Here is a 17433-nt window from a genome sequence, read left to right as displayed (position 1 = left end):
CGCGGTGCACGGGGGACACTGGAGAACAGCTGGAAGGGCCGGAGGGCAGCCTCTATGATCGGCACACTTTCCTGACCTTTCCTGCCCGGACAGAGATCGAGCAGAGACCCAGCAGATCGAGTGCACTGCGGGAGCGAGCGGTGAGCGCAGCGTCCGAAGGGCCGACGCCCACGGCAGACCTCATCCGGCCGGCCGTCACAGACAGTGATCCCCAGGCGTCTCGTCGTACCGGCATCCAGGCCGTGGACTCCTTGCGGTCCGCGTTCACCTCGGCCCCCCTGGCGATGGCCGTCCTCGACCGTGAAGGGCTGGTCGTGACCGCCAACGACAGCTTCGCGGCCCTCTTCGGCACCCCCGAGCGCCCGCCCGCCGGGCAGCTCGCCGCCGACCTGGTCGACCTCGCCTCCGACGCGCGCACCTGGCACGCCTACCGCGAGGTGCTGCGCGGCCGCCGGGCCCGGCTGCGCTGCACCCGCCGGGTCAAGCACCCCGACGGCCACGCGATGTGGGTCCAGGTCACGGTGGCGCCGCTCGACCAGGACGCCGAGGGCGTGCTGCTGTCCGTCGCCGACATCAGCGCCCGCCGCGAACTCCAGGCGCGGCTGCGGCACTTGCAGATGCACGACCCGGTGACCCGGCTGCCCAACCGCACGCTGTTCTTCGAACGCCTGACCGCCGCACTGGAGGCCGTCCCCGAGGAACGCGGCAGCACCGGCCGGATCGGCCTGTGCTACCTCGACCTGGACGGCTTCAAGGCCATCAACGACACCCTCGGCCACCGCGTCGGCGACCGCCTCCTGGCCGCCGTCGCCGAACGGCTCACCCGCTGCGCCGACGAGGCCGGCTTCGCCCGCGCCGGCGCCCCGCTGGTGGCCAGACTCGGCGGCGACGAGTTCGCGCTGCTCGTCGAGGACTCCACCGGCACCGAACAGGTCGCCGACCTCGCCGAGTCCGTGCTCGACGCCCTGCGCGCGCCCTTCGACCTCTCCGGGCGCCGCCTGTCGGTCACCGCGTCCATCGGCGTGGTGGAACGGCTCGCCGCCGACACCACCCCCACCGGGCTGATGCAGGCCGCCGACACCACGCTGTACTGGGCCAAGGCCGACGGCAAGGACCGCTGGACGCTGTTCGACCCCGAGCGCAACGCCCACCGCATGACCCGCCAGGCCCTCGCCTCCACCCTGAGACCCGGCATCGAACGCGGCGAGTTCCGGCTGGAGTACCAGCCGCTGGTCGGCATGGCGGACGGGCGGCTGCGCGGGGTGGAGGCGCTGGTGCGCTGGGACCACCCGCAGTTCGGCATCTTGACGCCGAATCGGTTCATCGGACTGGCCGAGGAGGACGGCGCGATCGTGCCGCTCGGCCGCTGGGTGCTGGCCACCGCCTGCCGCCAGGCCCGCCGCTGGCAGCTCGAACACCCCGCCGAGGAGCCCCTGTTCGTCAGCGTCAACGTCGCCGTCCGCCAGGTGTGGGACTCCGACCTGGTCGCCGACGTCGACCGGATCCTCGCCGAGACCTCGCTCGCCCCCGAACTGCTCCAGATCGAGCTCACCGAATCGGCCGTCATGGGCTCCGCCGGCCGCCCCCTCCAGGTCCTCCAGGCGCTCAGCGACCGGGGCGTGCGCATCGCCATCGACGACTTCGGCACCGGCTACTCCAACCTCGCCTATCTCTCCCGGCTCCCCGTGAACGTACTGAAGCTGGACGGCTCCTTCGTCCGCGGCTTCCAGTACGAGGGGGAGGGGGCCCCACCGAACCCGGCCGACGAGGTCGTCGTCGAGGCGATGATCCAGCTCGCCCACCGGCTGGGGCTCACCGTCACCGCCGAGTGCGTGGAGACCCCCGCGCAGGCCGAACGGCTGCGGCGTATCGGCTGCGACACCGGCCAGGGGTGGCTGTACTCGCGGCCGGTGGCGCCGGATCGTATCTCCGGACTGCGGACGGGGGCGTCCTGCGCGGGGTGAGACCGCGTCGCGCCACGACGTCGGCAGGGCGTGGGGGTTGTCCTGCGTCGTGGGCGGAGCGGTAGGGGGCGTCCTGCGTCGCCGGCGGAGCGGTACGTGGCGTTCTACGCCGTCGGCAGACCGTAGGCGTCGGCGATCAGCTCGTAGGAGCGCAGCCGGAACTCGCCGCTGTGCGCGTTGGCCGTGATCATCAGCTCGTCGGCGCCGGTGCGCTTGTGGAGGTCGTCCAGGCCCGCACGGACCTCGTCCGGGGTGCCGTGGACGACATTGGCGTTCCAGGAGTCCATGAACTCCCGCTCCAGCGGGGAGAACGCGTACGCCTCCGCCTCCTCCGGGCTCGGCACCAGGCCCGGGCGGCCGGTGCGCAGCCGGATCATGCTCAGCGCGGCGGCCCTGACCTGGCGGCGGGCCTCCTGCTCCTCGTCCGCGGCGAGCGCCGAGACGCCGATGAGGGCGTACGGGGCGTCGAGCACGGACGAGGGCCTGAAGGACTCCCGGTACAGGTCCAGGGCCGGGATCGTGTTCTGCGCCGAGAAGTGGTGGGCGAAGGCGAAGGGCAGGCCGAGCTGACCGGCCAGCCGGGCGCTGAACCCCGACGAGCCCAGCAGCCAGATCGGGGGCCGGTGCGGGGACTGGACGCCACCGGGCGAGGTCGCCTGGACCGGGCCGGGGACGGCGTGGATACGGCGGTAGGGGTGGCCGTCGGGGAAGTCGTCGTCCAGGAACCGGGTCAGCTCGGTGAGCTGCCGGGGGAAGTCGTCGGCGCCCTCGTTCAGCGTGTCGGAGCGGCGCAGGGCCGCCGCGGTGGCGCCGTCCGTGCCGGGGGCGCGGCCCAGGCCGAGGTCGATCCGGCCGGGGGCCAGGGCCTCCAGGGTGCCGAACTGCTCCGCGATGACCAGCGGGGCGTGGTTGGGCAGCATCACACCGCCCGAGCCCAGCCGGATGCGGGTGGTGTGGGCGGCGAGGTGGGCGAGGATCACGGCGGGGGAGGAGGAGGCGACGCCGGGCATGGAGTGGTGTTCGGCGACCCAGTAGCGGTGGAAACCGCGGGACTCCGCGAGCCGCGCCAGGCGGACGCTGGTGCGCAGGGCGTCGGTGGCGGTGCGGCCCGTGCCGACGGTGGCGAGGTCCAGTACGGAGAGGGGGACGGGGGCGGTGCCTTGTGCCTCGGCCCGGATCTCGTCTGCCGCCACGGGGTGCCTCCTGGGGGGTCGCCTGGGTGTCGATGGCGTCAACAGGAGACTGTCTCCGGTTTATTTCGGGTGCGGGTGCGGGTGCGGTGTGTCATACCTGCACGATCGGCTCCCTGGTGAACAGGGCCCCCAGCCTCGGGGCGTTCACCCTGCGGTCGGTCAGGCGGAGCGCCTCCCAGACGGTGACCTGGCTGGCGGTGAGGACGGGCTTGCCCAGGGACTCCTCCAGGGCGGGGAGGTGGGCGACCGTGCTGAGGGAGGCGCCCGGGACGAGGACCGCGTCGGCCTCGGGGGTGTCGGCGGCGCGCACCAGGGTGAGCAGCTGCCGCTCGTCCCAGGTGGGGGCCTGCCCGGCGTGCACGGACGTCACCTCCAGGCCGCCGGCGCGCAGGAAGGCGGCCAGCTGCCCGGCGGCTTCGGATGTGCCGGGGGTGGCCACGGCGACGCGGCGGGCCTCGATCTCCCTCGCCGCGTGGACGAAGGCGAAGGGCGTGAAGGAGGCGGGCATGCCCGCGGCCTGGGCCAGCGCGCGGATCCGGGCGTGGGCGTCCTCCCACGCGGGCACGGAGCCGTCCACCGACCCCGTCCACACCACGGCCTCGGCGCCCGTCAGGCGCAGTTGCTCACCGCCGGCCGCGAGGCGCTCGGGGTCGTCGACGTCGGCGTGGACCACGTCCACCCGGACGTCGCTGCCCAGCAGCTGCTCGATGCGCGGATAGTCGTCCTTGGCCGCGTGGCCCGCGTGGAGGATTCCGAGTGCGGTCATGTCCTGCCTTCCTGGTGCTCGTCGCACGGTCACCGGGCCCGCGCGCCGTCTCCACAAGCAGCGTCGGCCACGGACCCGCCGCCCGGGTACCCAGCAGACGGAGCGCCGCCCCCGCCATCACCCGGTCGGCGCCAAACCGACGGCAGCGCCCCCGCTCACGGCCGCCAGGTCACGCGGTGCTCCGCCAGTCTCGCCAGGACGGCGTGGTTGGCCTCCCAGCCGTCCGGGAACTTCACCAGGGTTCCCAGCTGGACCGGCTCGGTGGAGGGGTAGTCGTCGAGGAGGTCGCTGACGCCTGCCCGGCAGACGACGATGCAGGCGTGGCGGTGGCGGGAGGCGAGGACGCACAGGCGGCCGGTCTCCAGGTGGAAGGCGGTGGCGTCGGGGCGGCCGGAGAGGGGATGCAGGACGACGGTGACGTCGTACTCGCGACCCTGGAGGCGGTTGGCCGTGTCGACGGTGACGTCCGCCGCGCCCAGCTGGGCGAGGGCCGCGCGGATCGCGGCCGCCTGGTCGCGGTGGGCGGTGCCGACGGCGATCCGGTCGGCCGTGAGGGGCGCCGGGTCCGGTGAGCGCTCCGACGTCGCCGCGCCGCCCCGGTCCAGCAGCCGCCGTACCACCGCCGCGACCGCCCGTACCGCCTCCGGGTCCGTGCGCGGCGTGTGGCGGGCGGGCAGCTCCAGCAGGCCCCAGCCGGACTCCGCGGCCTCGTCGATCACCCGGTCGGGGCCCGAACCGTCCGAGGGCACGCCGAAGACGAGCCGCCGGTCGCCGTGGTCCGTGCCGCTGCGGAACGGCGTGTACGGGTAGAACGCGTCCGACACCAGCGGGGCCGCCGACGCCGGGAGCCGCCAGGAGACCGGCAGGCGGTGCTGGGGCAGGCCCGGATTGTGCGCCAGCAGGGTCGTCACCGCCGACGCCGACGGGTCGTACGACAGCCCCGCCCACTGCTCGCTGCCGACGATCGCGAACGGGTCCAGCTGCCCCGGATCACCCACGAACAGCGCCCGCTCGAACAGCCCGGCCACCGCCAGCAGCCCGTCCGAGCGCATCTGGTACGCCTCGTCGACGATCGCGTGCCGCCACGGCTCGTCGACCTTCACATGCGCCCACTTGGCCGCCGTCGAGATCACCACCGGCAGACCGGTCAGCTCGCCCGCCTTCGCCGACTTGCGGACGTTCGGCAGGTCGTCCAGCGCCTTGTCGTACGGGTCGGAGTCGCTGCTGTGCAGCCGCCCCACCGGCAGCTCCGGGCTCTTCTCGGCGAGCCGCAGCACCAGGTCGTCGACCTGCGCGTTGGTCTGCGCGACCACCATCAACGGGCGCCCGGCGTCGGCCAGTTCGAGGGCCGCGCGCACCACCAGCGTGGACTTCCCGGCGCCCGGCGGGGAGTCCACGACGACTCCGCGGTCGGTGCCGTGCACCGTGTCGTGCAGGATCGCCTCGGTGGCCCGGGCCGCGGCGGCGCCCGGGTCGAAAGCGGTCTGCGTGGTCACAGCAGGTCCTCCTCGGTGAGGGCGTCGGGTGCCTCGACGGGCTGCTCGCCCGGCGGGCCGCCGTGCGTCCACGGCGTGTTCTCCGGGTCGGGCAGCTTCGCGCCGCCGCGCTGGTCGTGCTCGAACGTCGTGAAGCAGAGCGTGTCGCCCTTCTCGGGCACGGAACCGGCCTCCGGCTCCTTGCCGCGGCCCATCTTGTCGAGGATGCGCAGCACCACCAGGGCGCCCTCCTCCTCGTACCCGACGAACTCCGCCGTCTGCGGCCTGCCGCCCAGCGAGCGGTACACCCGGGCCCGCTCGCCCAGGTGCGGCCGGTCGTCGGTGCGGACCGTGATCAGCGGGCGGGGGCTCGGCCGTCTGCCCTCGGAGTACGCCATGACGACGTCGGTGACCTCCCCCGCGAACGCCTCCCCGGCCAGCCGCCGCCCGGCCATCACCAGCGGGTCGTCGAGCGCCTCCTGCGCCTCCAGGCGGGCCTGCTCGCGCTCGCGCGCGGCCAGCTTGTTCGCCGCGGTCACCGCGTCGTCGCGGCGCGGCTGCGGGGGCTCGCCGGCCAGGACGCGGTCGCGGTGGCCGGTGAACGACCAGCGGTCGCGGGTCCAGCGCTCCTCCGCGTGCGCGGCCTCGGGCAGCGCGCGCAGCAGGTCCAGGCCGCGCCAGACCGCGTCCCAGGTGGGCAGGGTGCGGCTGCGCACGAGGTCGCGGACATGCCGTTCCGCGGCGCTGAGCGCACCGAGCCGGTCGTCGGCCTGGAGGCCGTCCTCGGCGGCCGCGAGCGCGCTGCGCGCCCTGTCGTACGCCTCGATCGCGGGGGCCAGCAGCTTGTTGTCGAACGCCGGGTCGGTGGACGGACCGGCGGGCGGGTGCACCAGCTGGCCCTCGGCGTCCCGCTCCCGCTCCCGCCGCAGCGCTGCCTCGGCGCCGCTCTCGCCCGGCGGCGGGTCGATCCAGGCGAGCAGGGCGCCCAGATGCTGGTCCTCCAGGGCGGACTGGCCGGTCGCCCAGTGCCGGGCGAGCACCTCGGTCAGGGCCAGCAGCAGCGAGGAGCCCGGCACCCGGGCCCGCTCCCCGAAATGGGTCAGCCAGCGCCCCAGCAGCGGCACCCGCGCGGGTGCCGGGTACGGCGTCTGCGGGTCCTGCTCCGCCGTACGCCGAAACCGCATCGAGCGGCCCAGCAGCCGTACGAACTCCACGCCCGCGCGGCTCGGCACGATCAGCTGCGGCGCGTCCGCGCACAGCTCGGCCTCGACCTTCACGCGCTTGCCGGTCTCCGGGTCGGTCTCGGTGCGCTCGGCGGCCTCCACCGCGTCCGTGTAGGACTCGATGTAGGGCAGCACGGCATCCGCCAGGTCGGCGAGGAACGCGAACCTCAGGTCGCGGTCGCGGGGCTGGGGCACCACCAGCAGCCGGGGCGCGTCCCGGTCGGTGCCGACCAGCGCGCCCAGCGGGGCGCCCGTCTCACCGGCCGTGGTCAGCGGCACGAACACCAGCGGCCGCTCGGCCAGATGCCGGTGCCGCACCGTGGCCAGCGGCTGTGCGACGCCGGCGTCCACGGCCTCCAGCCGGGCGAGCGTGGCGATCAGCGACATACGGCCGCCTCCTGGTGCGCCGATCCTGCCGCGCGCAGCGCTTCCGCGCGCAGCCGGGCCGCCCGGCGCAGGGCCGCCACCGCCGGGTCGGCGGGGTCGCCGGTCGCGCCGCGGGCGGCCGAGAGGACGTCCTTGACCGTCGTCAGCGACCCCAGCTCGGCGCGGACCGGGCGGCCCAGGGCGGTCACGGCGTCGGCCGCGCGGGCGCGGTCGCGGCAGTGGAAGGCGAGGTCGCAGGCGGCCAGGCACTCCGGGGCGTAGGCCGCGGGGACCGCGGCGACGGCCGCCGCCAGCTCCTCGGCGGGCAGCTCGGGGGAGAAGCAGATCCCCTCGGGCAGGGTCGCGGCGATCTCGTCGAGGCGGGTGAGGCGGGCCAGCTGGCGGCTGGTGACCGCCCGCTGCTTGCGGACGTCGACGGCCGAGGCGGTGGGCAGGTAGGAGAAGTCCTTCGGGCACACCAGCACGATCCGGTGGTGCACGCGCGGGGCCGCCTCCAGCCGCGCGGCGACGGCCTCCAGCGCCAGCACGTACACCGCGGCCTGCCGGGCGGCCGCGCCCACCTTCGCCGGGTCGGCCGAACCGTCCAGCATCGGGAAGGACTTGATCTCCACGACCGACCAGGAGCCGTCGGGGTGCACCACCACCGCGTCCGGCTCCAGGAAGGCGGGTGAGCCCGCGACGTCGAGCGCGAGCATCGGATGGTCCAGCAGCGTCCAGGTGCCCGGCGCCCCTGTGGCCTCCCGCAGGGCCAGCGCCGTGCGGGCCGTACGTCCCTCGGGGCCGATCGCCGTCAGGTCGGGCACGCTCGCCTCGTGCGGCGGCTCCTCGCCCGGCGCCAGGGCGCGGTGCACCAGCCGCAGCAGCTCGGCGCCGCCGTCCGCCTTGACCTTCGCCTCGAAGGCGTTGCCACGGGTGATCGCGAACTGGGACTGGCCGAACGCCGAGGGCGAGCCCAACGCGGTCGCCAGCGCCGCCTTGTTCACCCCCGCGCCGTCGAGGATCGCGCGTCGCCGGCACCCCGGATTGGCGGCCAGGGCCGCGAGGGCGCGGGCGTCCAGCGCCTTGGCCGCGACCTCGGGGCCGCGCAGCTCAGCGAGCCGCTGCCGGAGCCCCGTCGCCCGCGTCCGCGGGGGAGGCGTCCGGCTCGGCTCCCGAGGAGAGGGCGGACTCGCGCTGCCGTGGAATTCGCTCACCCGCCGAAGTCTGGCATCCGCCACTGACAATCGGGGCGTGCGTGTCCTCGGAGGTCTGCGCGGAGAGCTGCGAGCGGGCCGCCCAGCGGTCCCGGATCCGGCCCGCCGCCCGCAGCACCAGCGGCGTCAGCAGCAGCCCGACGCCCATCACCGCGGCGCCCGCGACCGCGTCGAGGAAGTAGTGGTTGGCGGTGCCCATCACCACCAGTGTGGTCACCAGCGGGTAGATCACCCCGGCCGCCTTCGCGGTGCGCGTGCCGCCGTAGCGCCACAGGATCACGCCGCACCACAGCGCCCAGCCCACGTGCAGACTGGGCATCGCCGCGTACTGGTTGGTCAGGCCGCCCAGGCCCCGCGGCGCGCTCGCCTCGCCGCCCCACCAGCCGTAGGAGCTGTAGCGGGCCATCGTGTCGACGAAGCCGTATCCGGCGTCGAGCAGCCGGGGCGGGCAGGTCGGCAGCAGGGTGAAGCCGATCAGACCGAGGAACGTCGAGGTCATCAGCCAGGTACGGGCCACCCGGTAGCGCACGGCACGCGACCGGAACAGCCAGATCAGCACCGCGGGCGTGACCAGGTAGTGCAGCGAGGCGTACCAGAAGTCGGCCGGCACACCGATCCATGCCTCGCGGGTGAACAGCCGGTTCAGCGGCTCCTCGGCGTTGATGTGCAGGAACCGCTCCGCGCGCAGGATCGCCAGACCGTGCTCGACGGCCGAGGAGGTGTCGCCGCGGACGAGGAGCCGGCCCGCCGAGTAGCAGACGTACACCAGCAGGATGAGCGGCAGCTCGGACCACCAGCGCGGTCGGGGCGGCGAGACCGCCTTCGCGCGCAACGTCTCGGACTGCGGCATCCGATCGCCCTCCCCCTGTCTCCTCGCGTGGCGTGGAACCGCCCCGGCGGGCCACTTTACGGTGCATGCCACGCCTGTGCGGGGCCCCCGGCCCTCAAAGACGCAGCTCTCGCCCCTCGGGTTGCTCCGCACCGGCGTGCGCGATGATGGAGAGGTTCCGCCTCCGGTTCATCCCGGCCCTGATTTCTCCCGGAAAGGTCCCCCATGGCACCGCGCATCCTGCTGGCCCGGCACGGACAGACCGAGTGGTCGCTGTCCGGCAAGCACACCGGCAGGACGGACGTGCCGCTCCTCGAGGAGGGCCGGCGCGGCGCCAAGCTGCTCGGCGAGCGGCTGCACCGGGTGCCGTACGACGGGCTGCCCGGCGTCGAGGTGCGCACCAGCCCTCTCTCCCGCGCGCGTGAGACGTGCGAACTCGCCGGGTTCGGGGAGCGCGCGACCACCTGGGACGCGCTGATGGAGTTCCACTACGGCGCCTACGAGGGCATGACCCCGGCCGACATCCAGGCGATCCGCCCCGGCTGGCTGATCTGGCGCGACGGCGTCCCCGACGGGGAGACCCTCGCCGAGGTGAGCGCCCGCGCGGACGAGGTCGTCGCCTGGGCGCGCGAGGCCGACCGGGACGTGCTGGTCTTCGCCCACGGGCACATCCTGCGCTCCATAGGGGCCCGCTGGCTGGGCCTGCCCCTCGACTTCGCCGCCCGCATCCGCCTCAACCCCACCTCGCTGTCGGTGCTCAGCTGGGCCTACGGCGAGCCGGCCATCGAGAGCTGGAACGACCTGGGCCACCTGGCGGGCTGAGGCCCGGCGGGGCCGGTGCACGGCGTCCCCGAGTGACGCGTCTCACAAGCCGCGGGGCTCCGTCTCCCCGCCGATCCGCACGCGTGGGGCTCTCACCGGCCGTACGCGCGCGCGTGGGTCACGCCGTGCGCGGAAGCGAGGCGTGCTTCTCCAGGAACCGCGAGACACCGGACGCCCGCCGGTGCGGCAGCAGCACCCGCGCGGTGCCCGCGAGCATCGTCTGGATCCGCGACGACTGCACCTCGCCGAGCAGGTCCAGCACCCGCAGACCGGCGGCGGCGGCCTCGTCCGGGCGTCCCCCGCGCGCGAGGTCGTCCGCCAGCTCGGCCGTGTACAGCGCGATGTTCCGGGTGAAGTGCGGGTCCTGGAGCTGCGCGGCCCGCGCCGCGTGGCGTGCCGCGCGCGGCCAGTCGCCCAGCGTGGACCAGCACTGCGCCTCCAGGCCCTCCAGCTCGGCCTCTCCGTAGAAGCTCATCCACTCGGGGTCGGCGTCCGAGGGGCCTCGCTCGTAGAGGGCCTGCGCGCGCGTGAGGGCCTGGGCGCAGCCGGTGCGGTCGGCGAGCCCCGCCCAGCCGCCGGCCTCGCGCAGCGCGAGCAGCGACATCAGCCGGGCGGAGCCGAGCGGACGCGCGATGCGCTGGGCGGCCTGCGCGGCCCGCACCGCCTCGCGCGGGCGCCCGGTGTCGCGCGCGAGGAACGCCGTGTTGCAGAAGGCGTGCGCCTCCAGGGCGGCGTCGCCGTTCATCCGTGCGGTCGCGAGCGCCTCGGCGTAGTGCGAGCGGGCGTCGTCGAAGCGGCCCGAGTCGTGCGCCAGCCAGCCCACGGAGATGGCCAGCTCGCCGGCGCCGGAGTGGAGCCGGTCGGCGGTGCTCTGCCGGGTCGTGCCCGCGTCCAGCAGCGCGTAGGCGGCGCGCAGCGGGGCGGCCGCGCGCCGGTAGAGGCCGTCGGCGCCGTGCCGGTCGTCGAGCAGCCGGATCCGGCGGACCGCTTCCTCCAGGGCGCCCACCTCGCTCGAACCGGCCCGCCGGCCCGGGCGCTGCGCGGCCGAGGCGTCCAGGGCGAGCCCGAAGGGGGCCAGTGAGGCGGCGGCCACCGTGGCGCCGCCGGTCATGAATGCGCGACGCAGCACGTCGCTCTCCTCGTAGTTGTCGTACGTCTCGTAGGGGTTCTGCGGGTCATACGGATCGCACGCCCCCCGAGTCTCACCGGTGGCTTGTTCCGGGTCGGTGAGGCGGGTGGCGTGCTCCACCGCCGCGGCGGCGCGCGAGCCGCGGCCGCGGACCGCCGAACGCGGGGCGAAGCCCAGGTCGGCGAGCGTGCGGCCGGGGAACATGTGCAGGAACACCCGCTCATACGCGTAGTTGGGGCAGCGGATCTCACCCGCCTCCACCCGTCCGATGTAGCGCGCGTCACAGCTGACCTGCTCGCCGATCTCGCGGGCGGCCCGCCGTACCTCCGCGGCGAACTCGGCCGGGGAACGCCGGCCGCGCAGCCGACGGAAGGCGAGGTTCGGCCGTGGTGGCCGATGAGGCTGGGACGAGGTCACCTTGGACGACGTCATGGCCGGGTCCTCTCGTGCGAACCGTCGAACCATGCCGGTTGCCGGGCGACTTGGCTGATTTGCCACGGTGACGCCCTGTTTCCGGCGGCAAGAACGTACCTGCTGTGGCAAGGGCGGCACGCGGTGTTTGGCTACAAACCGGATATCTCATCCACGATCTGCCATGAACTGCCATCCTTTGCGGCGGACTTCCGCCGTAGCCGTTGACGCCGGGCCGCGTTGAACCCTGTGGACCGGGAGCCGCCCGACTCCCGACCCGCGCGAACGAGGAGGTTCGTAGTGGAGGCCGGGATGTGGGATCTGGTGACGGTGCCGGCGCGGCAGGGGCTGGAGGCGGTCGACATCCTGCGCCGGGGTGCCGGTGACGGGGTCGGGCCGGTGCTGCACGACGACGGCCGCGGAACGCTGGGCTTCCTGGTGCCGCCGGGGACCGCGGCGGCGTGGGACATGCCCGGCAGCACCTGCGTGGAGACCGAGGGGCGGGGGCTGAGCCTCGTGGCGCCGGCGCCGCCCGTGGAGGGGTCCGACTGGCTGCTGCCGCCCGGTGACGCCCACCTCGCGACGGACCCCGTGGTGCTGCGGGCGGCACTGGGGGAGGCGGCGCGGCTGATCGAGGCGGCGGACAGCTGCCGCTGAGGCCGGACGGGCTCCCGTGGTGCGCGGCTGCCGCCGAGGCGCGGGTGGGCTGGCCCGCGCGGGCGCCTCGGGCGGGGCCCCGTACGAGCTGGGACAATGGCGTCCATGGGAAAGTCCAGGAAACCCCGGCGCGAGGCCGTCGCGGCCGTCGTCGAGACCGTCGACGGCGGGCTCGCCGAGCTGATACCGGACCGCGACCGGGCGCGGGCCTGGACGCTGCTGATCGACGGGGCGCCGCAGTCGCACGTCGACCTGGACGACCCCGCCCACCTGTCGTTCGAGTACCAGCGCCGCCTCGGACACGTCGTCGACCTCGCCGCGCCGCCCGGGCGGCCCGTCCAGGCCGTGCACCTGGGCGGGGGCGCTCTGACGCTGGCCCGCTATGTGGCCGCCACCCGGCCCCGGTCCACCCAGCAGGTCGTGGAGTTCGACGGCCCCCTCGTGCAGCTGGTGCGCCGGGAGCTGCCGTGGGAGCCGAACGCGCGGATCCGGGTGCGGTCCGTCGACGCCCGTGAGGGGCTCGCCAAGGTGCCGGACGGGTGGGCCGATCTGATCGTCGCCGATGTCTTCAGCGGGGCGCGCACCCCCGCGCACCTGACCTCCACGGAGTTCCTCGACGAGGTCCGCAGGGCGCTGCGGCCGGGCGGCCTGTACGCGGCCAACCTCGCCGACGGGCCGCCGCTCGCGCATCTGCGGGGCCAGATCGCCACCGCCGCCGCCCGCTTCGCCGAGCTCGCCCTGATCGCCGACCCGACGGTCCTGCGCGGCCGGCGCTTCGGCAACGCCGTGCTCGTCGCCGGCGACCTCCCGCTGCCGCTGGCCGAGCTGACCCGCCGTACCGCCTCCGACCCGCACCCCGGACGCGTGGAGCACGGGCGGGCCCTCACCGACTTCGCGGGCGGCGCCGTACCGGTGACGGACGCGGCGGCGGTGGCCTCCCCGGCGCCCCCGGCGTCGGTCTTCCGCTGAGCGCCGCTCAGTAGGTGCCGACCTCCACCCGCGGCGGACCGTCGTGCCAGGTGCAGAACACCGACACCCGCTCGGCACCGGAGCCGAACTCCACCCGGATCCACGACTGCGTCTTCCACACCTGCATCGACCAGCCCGTCTCCGGGGTCGCCGAGACCAGCGTCGCGTACGAGCCGCGCAGATCGAACACGGCCCGCCCGCCGTCGGTGGCGTAGCTCCGCACCTCGCCGGAGGCGGGGCTCCCCGAGACGCCGGCGGACGGCGCCGTGGGCTCCGAGGGCCGAGGGCCGCTCGGCCCGGCGGGCTCCGAGGGCCTGGGCGAAGGCGTGGCGGTGGGGCTGGGGCTGGGCGACGGCTGGGAGCGGCGGGTGCTCGCCGGGGACGGGGTCGGCTCCGGCTCCCGCGGGGTCGCGTCCGCCGTGACCGGCAGGGCGCGCGGCGGGTCGTAGGCCGTGCCGTCCAGGGCCGTGCGCACCCCCCACCACGACAGCGTGACCGCCGCGCCCGTGGCGAGCGACCACGCCAGTGCGTGTACGAGTCCTCTGCGCATCGCGGGCCATCCTGCCTCACGGGCACCGCCGTGTGCACAGGCGCCGAGTTGTCCACAGGCTCCGGTCCGGCTCGCCCGCATGGCGTACGGTGCGGCGCATGGCAAGTGTGCTCGTGGTCGAGGACGACCAGTTCGTACGCTCGGCGCTGATCCGGCAGCTGACCGACGCCGCCCACACCGTGCGCAGCGTCGGCACCGCGCTGGAGGCGCTGCGCGAGGTCGCCCACAACCGGTTCGACGTGGTCGTCCTGGACCTCGGACTGCCCGACCTGGACGGGTCCGAGGCGCTGAAGATGCTGCGCGGCATCACCGACGTCCCGGTGATCATCGCCACCGCGCGGGACGACGAGACGGAGATCGTACGGCTGCTGAACGCGGGCGCGGACGACTATCTGACCAAACCGTTCTCGGTGGAGCATCTGTCGGCCCGGATCGCCGCCGTGCTGCGCCGCTCCCGTGCCGCCGCCGGGGAGGCCGCCCCCTCCGACGTGCTGCGCGTGGGCGGGCTGACCGTCGACCCGCTGCGCCGCCAGGCCGAGCTGGACGGCGTCCGACTCGACCTCACCCGCCGCGAGTTCGACCTGCTCGCCTTCCTCGCGGGCCGGCCCGGTGTCGTCGTCCCGCGCCGGGAGCTGCTCGCCGAGGTGTGGCAGCAGTCCTACGGCGACGACCAGACCATCGACGTCCATCTGTCCTGGCTGCGCCGGAAACTGGGCGAGACCGCCGCCAACCCCCGCTATCTGCACACCCTGCGGGGCGTCGGCGTGAAGCTCGAACCGCCCGGAGGGGATCCGTCGCGATGAGGTGGGCGCTGGTCAAGGTCTCGCTCGCGGTCACCGCCATGGTCGTGATCGCCTTCGCCGTGCCGCTCGGGCTCGTCATCCGGGAGACCGCCCGCGACCGCGCCTTCTCGGGCGCCGAGCGGGACGCGGCGGAGATCGCGCCCGCGCTGTCCATCACCACCGACCGCGACCAGCTGGAGCGGTTCGTCGCCTCCGCGGGTTCGGACGCCGCCGGAACCGCCCTGCACATACCCGCGGGCGCGGGCACACCGGCCGTCGAGATCGGCCACCGGCGGGCCGCCGTCGAGGACATCGAGGCCACCCGCAGGATGGGCCGCGCCTCCACCGCGAAGGCGCCCGGCGGTTCGGTGCTGCTCCAGCCGGTCGCGCTCAGCTCCGGGCAGATCGCCGTGGTCGAGGTGTACGTGCCCGACGCCGCCGTCGACAAGGGCGTCGGCACCGCCTGGGCCGTGCTCGCCGCCGTCGGACTCGCCCTGATCGTCGGGTCGGTGGCCGTTGCCGACCGGCTGGGCGCGCGCATGGTGCAGCCCGCCCGGCGGCTGGTCCGGGGCGCCCGCGAGCTCGGCGAGGGCAGGCTCGGCGCGCGGGTCCCGGAGGAGGGGCCGACCGAGCTGCGGCTGGCGGCGGTCGCCTTCAACTCCATGGCCGACCAGGTCGTCCAGCTCCTCGCCAACGAGCGGGAACTGGCCGCCGACCTGTCCCACCGGCTGCGCACCCCGCTGACCGTGCTGCGGCTGAACGCGGCCTCCCTGGGCGAGGGCCCGGCCGCCGAGCAGACCCGCGCCGCGGTCGCCCAGCTGGAGCGGGAGGTGGACACCATCATCCGCACCGCGCGGGAGGCCAAGCCGCAGACCACGGCCGCCGGTCCCGGCGGGGGCTGCGACGCGGCCGAAGTGGTCCGCGAACGCATGGAGTTCTGGTCGGCGCTCGCCGAGGACGAGGGCCGCAAGTGGCGGGTCGCCGGGGTGGAGCGGCCGGTGCGCATCCCCGTGGCCCGCGCCGAGCTGGCCGCCGCCCTCGACGCGCTGCTGGGCAATGTCTTCCGGCACACCCCGGAGGGCACCGCCTTCGCGGTCGACGTGCACAACGGCGAGGACGCGGTGATCGTCCTGGTCTCCGACGCGGGCCCCGGCATAGCCGACCCCGAGGCGGCGATGGCGCGTGGCCGCGGCTCCGGCAGCGACGGCTCCACCGGGCTCGGCCTGGACATCGTGCGGCGCCTCGCGGAGTCCACCGGCGGTGACGTACGGATCGGCTCGTCCGTGCTGGGCGGCACGGAGATACGGGTCTGGATCCAGCTCGACGCTCGCACGGGGGCGCAGAGCAGGCGCGGCCACCGCGGGAGGGTACGGCGACGGCGGGGGCGGTGAGGGATATCGGCGCCTCTTCGCCGCACCCGCTCACCGGTCTCCACCTTTAAGCCGTCCCGATCCCTTCCTTAAGCCCGGCCTAAGATCCTCAACCCCCGCCCGGATCAGGCGCTTTGCCCGGTTCCGGATCGCTAGCGTGCTGCCGCACCCCACACCCCCGAGTCCCCGTAGAGCAGAAGGCAGGCACGCGATGAGCACGCACCGGCGCAGGATCGGCGGCAGGACCAAGGCGATCGGCGGGCTGGTCGCCGCGGCCGTGGCGGGCGGCGGCGCGTTCCTGTTCACCGGCACCGCCCAGGCCGCGGGCGTCGGCGCCGCGTACACCAGGACCAGTGACTGGTCGACCGGCTACACCGCGCAATACGTCGTCACCAACAACAGCGGCCAGAGGCAGGGCGCCTGGAAGCTGGAGTTCGACCTGCCGGCCGGCACGAAGCTCGGCTCGCTGTGGAACGCGGAGTCCAGCGTCTCGGGGCAGCACGTCACCGTGACGCCGCCCAAGTGGGACTCGGACGGACTGGCGGCGGGCGAGTCCGTCACCGTCGGCTTCGTGGTCAACGGCACGGCGGATCCGACGGGCTGCCGTATCGACGGCGGCGCCTGCTCGGCCGACGGCGGCGCCACCCCGCAGCCCACCGGCCGCCCCACCCAGCCGCCGACCCCCACCGCCACCCCCACCACGACCCCCACGGTGCGGCCGACCCCCACACAGACGGCGACCCCCACCCCCACCGCCTCCCCCTCGCAGAGCACCGGCACCGGCTCCCCGGCCGCCGCCGGCTTCGCGCCGTACGTCGACACCAGCCTCTACCCGTCCTTCGACCTCCTGGCGAGCGCCAGGGCCACCGGCGTCAAGCAGTACAACCTCGCCTTCGTCACCGACGGCGGCGGCTGCACCCCGAAGTGGGGCGGCGTCACGGACCTGGCGAGCGACGCGGTCGCCGCGCAGATCGGCGCCCTGCGGGCCGAGGGCGGTGACGTGCGGGTCTCCTTCGGCGGCGCCGCCGGACACGAACTGGCCACCGCCTGCTCCTCGGCCGACGCCCTGGCCGCGGCCTACGGCAAGGTCGTCGACGCCTACAGGCTCACCAAGGTCGACTTCGACGTCGAGGGCGGCGCGCTGCCCGACGCGGCCGCCAACACCCGCCGCGCCCAGGCGATAGCCCAGCTCCAGCGGCGGCACCCCGGCCTGGACGTCTCCTTCACCCTGCCGGTGATGCCCGAGGGCCTGACCCAGGACGGCGTGAACCTGCTGGCGGACGCCAAGAGGAACGGCGTGCGGATCAGCGCCGTGAACATCATGGCCATGGACTACGGCCCCGCGTACAGCGGCGACATGGGCACCTACGCCGAACAGGCCGCCACCGCCACCCAGGCCCAGATCAAGAGCGTCCTCGGCCTCTCCGACGCCGCCGCCTGGAAGACGGTCGCCGTCACGGCGATGATCGGCGTCAACGACGTCGTCTCCGAGATCTTCAAGGTCGACGACGCCACCCAGCTGGTGGCCTTCGCCGAGGCCAAGGGGCTCGGCTGGCTCTCCATGTGGTCCGCCACCCGCGACCAGCAGTGCCCGGGCGGCACCAAGAACGCCGCCGACGCCACCTGCAGCTCGATCCTTCAGGACAAGTTCGCCTTCACCAAGGCGTTCGCCGCCTACCGGCAGCGCTGACCGCCCCCCCACGGTGAGAAGCG

15 protein-coding genes are annotated in these 17433 nt (G+C 74.8%); 7 read left to right on the top strand and 8 right to left on the bottom strand.

Annotated elements, in window-relative coordinates; translation table 11 throughout:
• The first annotated feature begins 140 nt into the window (after window positions 1-140).
• Window positions 141-1964, top strand: a complete 1824-nt coding sequence (locus ACSU6M_RS12710; protein WP_437069652.1) for a putative bifunctional diguanylate cyclase/phosphodiesterase — start codon at window positions 141-143, stop codon at window positions 1962-1964.
• A 104-nt stretch (window positions 1965-2068) separates the two neighbouring features.
• On the opposite strand, the gene ACSU6M_RS12705 is transcribed toward ACSU6M_RS12710, so the two are convergent.
• From ACSU6M_RS12705 to ACSU6M_RS12680, 6 genes are all read right to left on the bottom strand, one after another.
• Window positions 2069-3157 carry an LLM class flavin-dependent oxidoreductase gene (locus ACSU6M_RS12705; protein WP_437069650.1) on the bottom strand — a complete coding sequence of 363 codons (1089 nt, stop codon included), beginning with the start codon at window positions 3155-3157 and terminating at the stop codon, window positions 2069-2071.
• 91 nt (window positions 3158-3248) lie between these two features.
• Complete coding sequence (locus ACSU6M_RS12700) at window positions 3249-3923, bottom strand: decarboxylase (protein ID WP_437069649.1); 675 nt, start codon at window positions 3921-3923, stop codon at window positions 3249-3251.
• Window positions 3924-4078: 155 nt separating this feature from the next.
• Window positions 4079-5419, bottom strand: coding sequence for an AAA domain-containing protein (locus ACSU6M_RS12695; protein ID WP_437069648.1), 1341 nt, complete (start codon window positions 5417-5419; stop codon window positions 4079-4081).
• A complete protein-coding gene (locus ACSU6M_RS12690; protein ID WP_437069647.1) occupies window positions 5416-7008 on the bottom strand; it encodes a hypothetical protein in 1593 nt (530 codons plus the stop codon). Before ACSU6M_RS12690 ends, ACSU6M_RS12695 begins: the two co-directional genes overlap by 4 nt.
• Window positions 6999-8201, bottom strand: coding sequence for a hypothetical protein (locus ACSU6M_RS12685; protein ID WP_437069645.1), 1203 nt, complete (start codon window positions 8199-8201; stop codon window positions 6999-7001). Before ACSU6M_RS12685 ends, ACSU6M_RS12690 begins: the two co-directional genes overlap by 10 nt.
• Complete coding sequence (locus tag ACSU6M_RS12680) at window positions 8098-9051, bottom strand: phosphatase PAP2 family protein (protein ID WP_437069644.1); 954 nt, start codon at window positions 9049-9051, stop codon at window positions 8098-8100. The genes ACSU6M_RS12685 and ACSU6M_RS12680 overlap by 104 nt, the downstream gene beginning before the upstream one ends.
• Before the next feature lie 204 nt (window positions 9052-9255).
• On the opposite strand from ACSU6M_RS12680, the gene ACSU6M_RS12675 reads away from it, so the two are divergent.
• Window positions 9256-9852 (top strand): histidine phosphatase family protein, encoded by a 597-nt coding sequence (locus ACSU6M_RS12675; RefSeq protein WP_437069643.1) that lies wholly within the window; start codon window positions 9256-9258, stop codon window positions 9850-9852.
• A gap of 118 nt (window positions 9853-9970) precedes the next feature.
• On the opposite strand, the gene ACSU6M_RS12670 is transcribed toward ACSU6M_RS12675, so the two are convergent.
• The gene (locus ACSU6M_RS12670) at window positions 9971-11413 is read right to left on the bottom strand and encodes a hypothetical protein (protein WP_437069641.1); all 1443 of its coding nucleotides are present in this window, start codon (window positions 11411-11413) and stop codon (window positions 9971-9973) included.
• Between the two features lie 291 nt (window positions 11414-11704).
• On the opposite strand from ACSU6M_RS12670, the gene ACSU6M_RS12665 reads away from it, so the two are divergent.
• Window positions 11705-12049, top strand: coding sequence for a hypothetical protein (locus tag ACSU6M_RS12665; protein WP_437075113.1), 345 nt, complete (start codon window positions 11705-11707; stop codon window positions 12047-12049).
• Between the two features lie 105 nt (window positions 12050-12154).
• Complete coding sequence (locus ACSU6M_RS12660; RefSeq protein WP_437069639.1) at window positions 12155-13018, top strand: spermidine synthase; 864 nt, start codon at window positions 12155-12157, stop codon at window positions 13016-13018.
• 7 nt (window positions 13019-13025) lie between these two features.
• On the opposite strand, the gene ACSU6M_RS12655 is transcribed toward ACSU6M_RS12660, so the two are convergent.
• Window positions 13026-13568, bottom strand: coding sequence for a hypothetical protein (locus ACSU6M_RS12655; RefSeq protein WP_437069638.1), 543 nt, complete (start codon window positions 13566-13568; stop codon window positions 13026-13028).
• Window positions 13569-13666: 98 nt separating this feature from the next.
• Here ACSU6M_RS12655 and ACSU6M_RS12650 point away from each other — a divergent pair, with 98 nt between their 5' ends.
• The 3 genes from ACSU6M_RS12650 (at window position 13667) to ACSU6M_RS12640 (ending at window position 17410) form a co-directional block, all read left to right on the top strand.
• The gene (locus ACSU6M_RS12650; RefSeq protein ID WP_437069636.1) at window positions 13667-14371 is read left to right on the top strand and encodes a response regulator transcription factor; all 705 of its coding nucleotides are present in this window, start codon (window positions 13667-13669) and stop codon (window positions 14369-14371) included.
• A complete protein-coding gene (locus ACSU6M_RS12645; protein WP_437069634.1) occupies window positions 14368-15741 on the top strand; it encodes a sensor histidine kinase in 1374 nt (457 codons plus the stop codon). Before ACSU6M_RS12650 ends, ACSU6M_RS12645 begins: the two co-directional genes overlap by 4 nt.
• 190 nt (window positions 15742-15931) lie before the next feature.
• On the top strand, window positions 15932-17410 hold the full coding sequence (locus ACSU6M_RS12640) for a glycoside hydrolase family 18 protein (protein WP_437069633.1): 1479 nt from the start codon (window positions 15932-15934) through the stop codon (window positions 17408-17410).
• Window positions 17411-17433: the final 23 nt, after the last annotated feature.

This window comes from Streptomyces sp. enrichment culture, assembly GCF_964272895.1.
Classification (GTDB): Bacteria; Actinomycetota; Actinomycetes; order Streptomycetales; family Streptomycetaceae; genus Streptomyces.
This window is presented reverse-complemented; position numbering and strand designations above follow the sequence as displayed.

Bases quoted from the DNA above. Each gene is read 5' to 3' on its own strand.
- ACSU6M_RS12700 (WP_437069649.1), bottom strand. From the start codon at position 3,923: ATGACCGCACTCGGAATCCTCCACGCGGGCCACGCGGCCAAGGACGAC.
- ACSU6M_RS12690 (WP_437069647.1), bottom strand. From the start codon at position 7,008: ATGTCGCTGATCGCCACGCTCGCCCGGCTGGAGGCCGTGGACGCCGGC.
- ACSU6M_RS12680 (WP_437069644.1), bottom strand. From the start codon at position 9,051: ATGCCGCAGTCCGAGACGTTGCGCGCGAAGGCGGTCTCGCCGCCCCGA.
- ACSU6M_RS12675 (WP_437069643.1), top strand. From the start codon at position 9,256: ATGGCACCGCGCATCCTGCTGGCCCGGCACGGACAGACCGAGTGGTCG.
- ACSU6M_RS12670 (WP_437069641.1), bottom strand. From the start codon at position 11,413: ATGACGTCGTCCAAGGTGACCTCGTCCCAGCCTCATCGGCCACCACGG.
- ACSU6M_RS12665 (WP_437075113.1), top strand. From the start codon at position 11,705: ATGTGGGATCTGGTGACGGTGCCGGCGCGGCAGGGGCTGGAGGCGGTC.
- ACSU6M_RS12660 (WP_437069639.1), top strand. From the start codon at position 12,155: ATGGGAAAGTCCAGGAAACCCCGGCGCGAGGCCGTCGCGGCCGTCGTC.
- ACSU6M_RS12655 (WP_437069638.1), bottom strand. From the start codon at position 13,568: ATGCGCAGAGGACTCGTACACGCACTGGCGTGGTCGCTCGCCACGGGC.
- ACSU6M_RS12650 (WP_437069636.1), top strand. From the start codon at position 13,667: ATGGCAAGTGTGCTCGTGGTCGAGGACGACCAGTTCGTACGCTCGGCG.
- ACSU6M_RS12645 (WP_437069634.1), top strand. From the start codon at position 14,368: ATGAGGTGGGCGCTGGTCAAGGTCTCGCTCGCGGTCACCGCCATGGTC.
- ACSU6M_RS12640 (WP_437069633.1), top strand. From the start codon at position 15,932: ATGAGCACGCACCGGCGCAGGATCGGCGGCAGGACCAAGGCGATCGGC.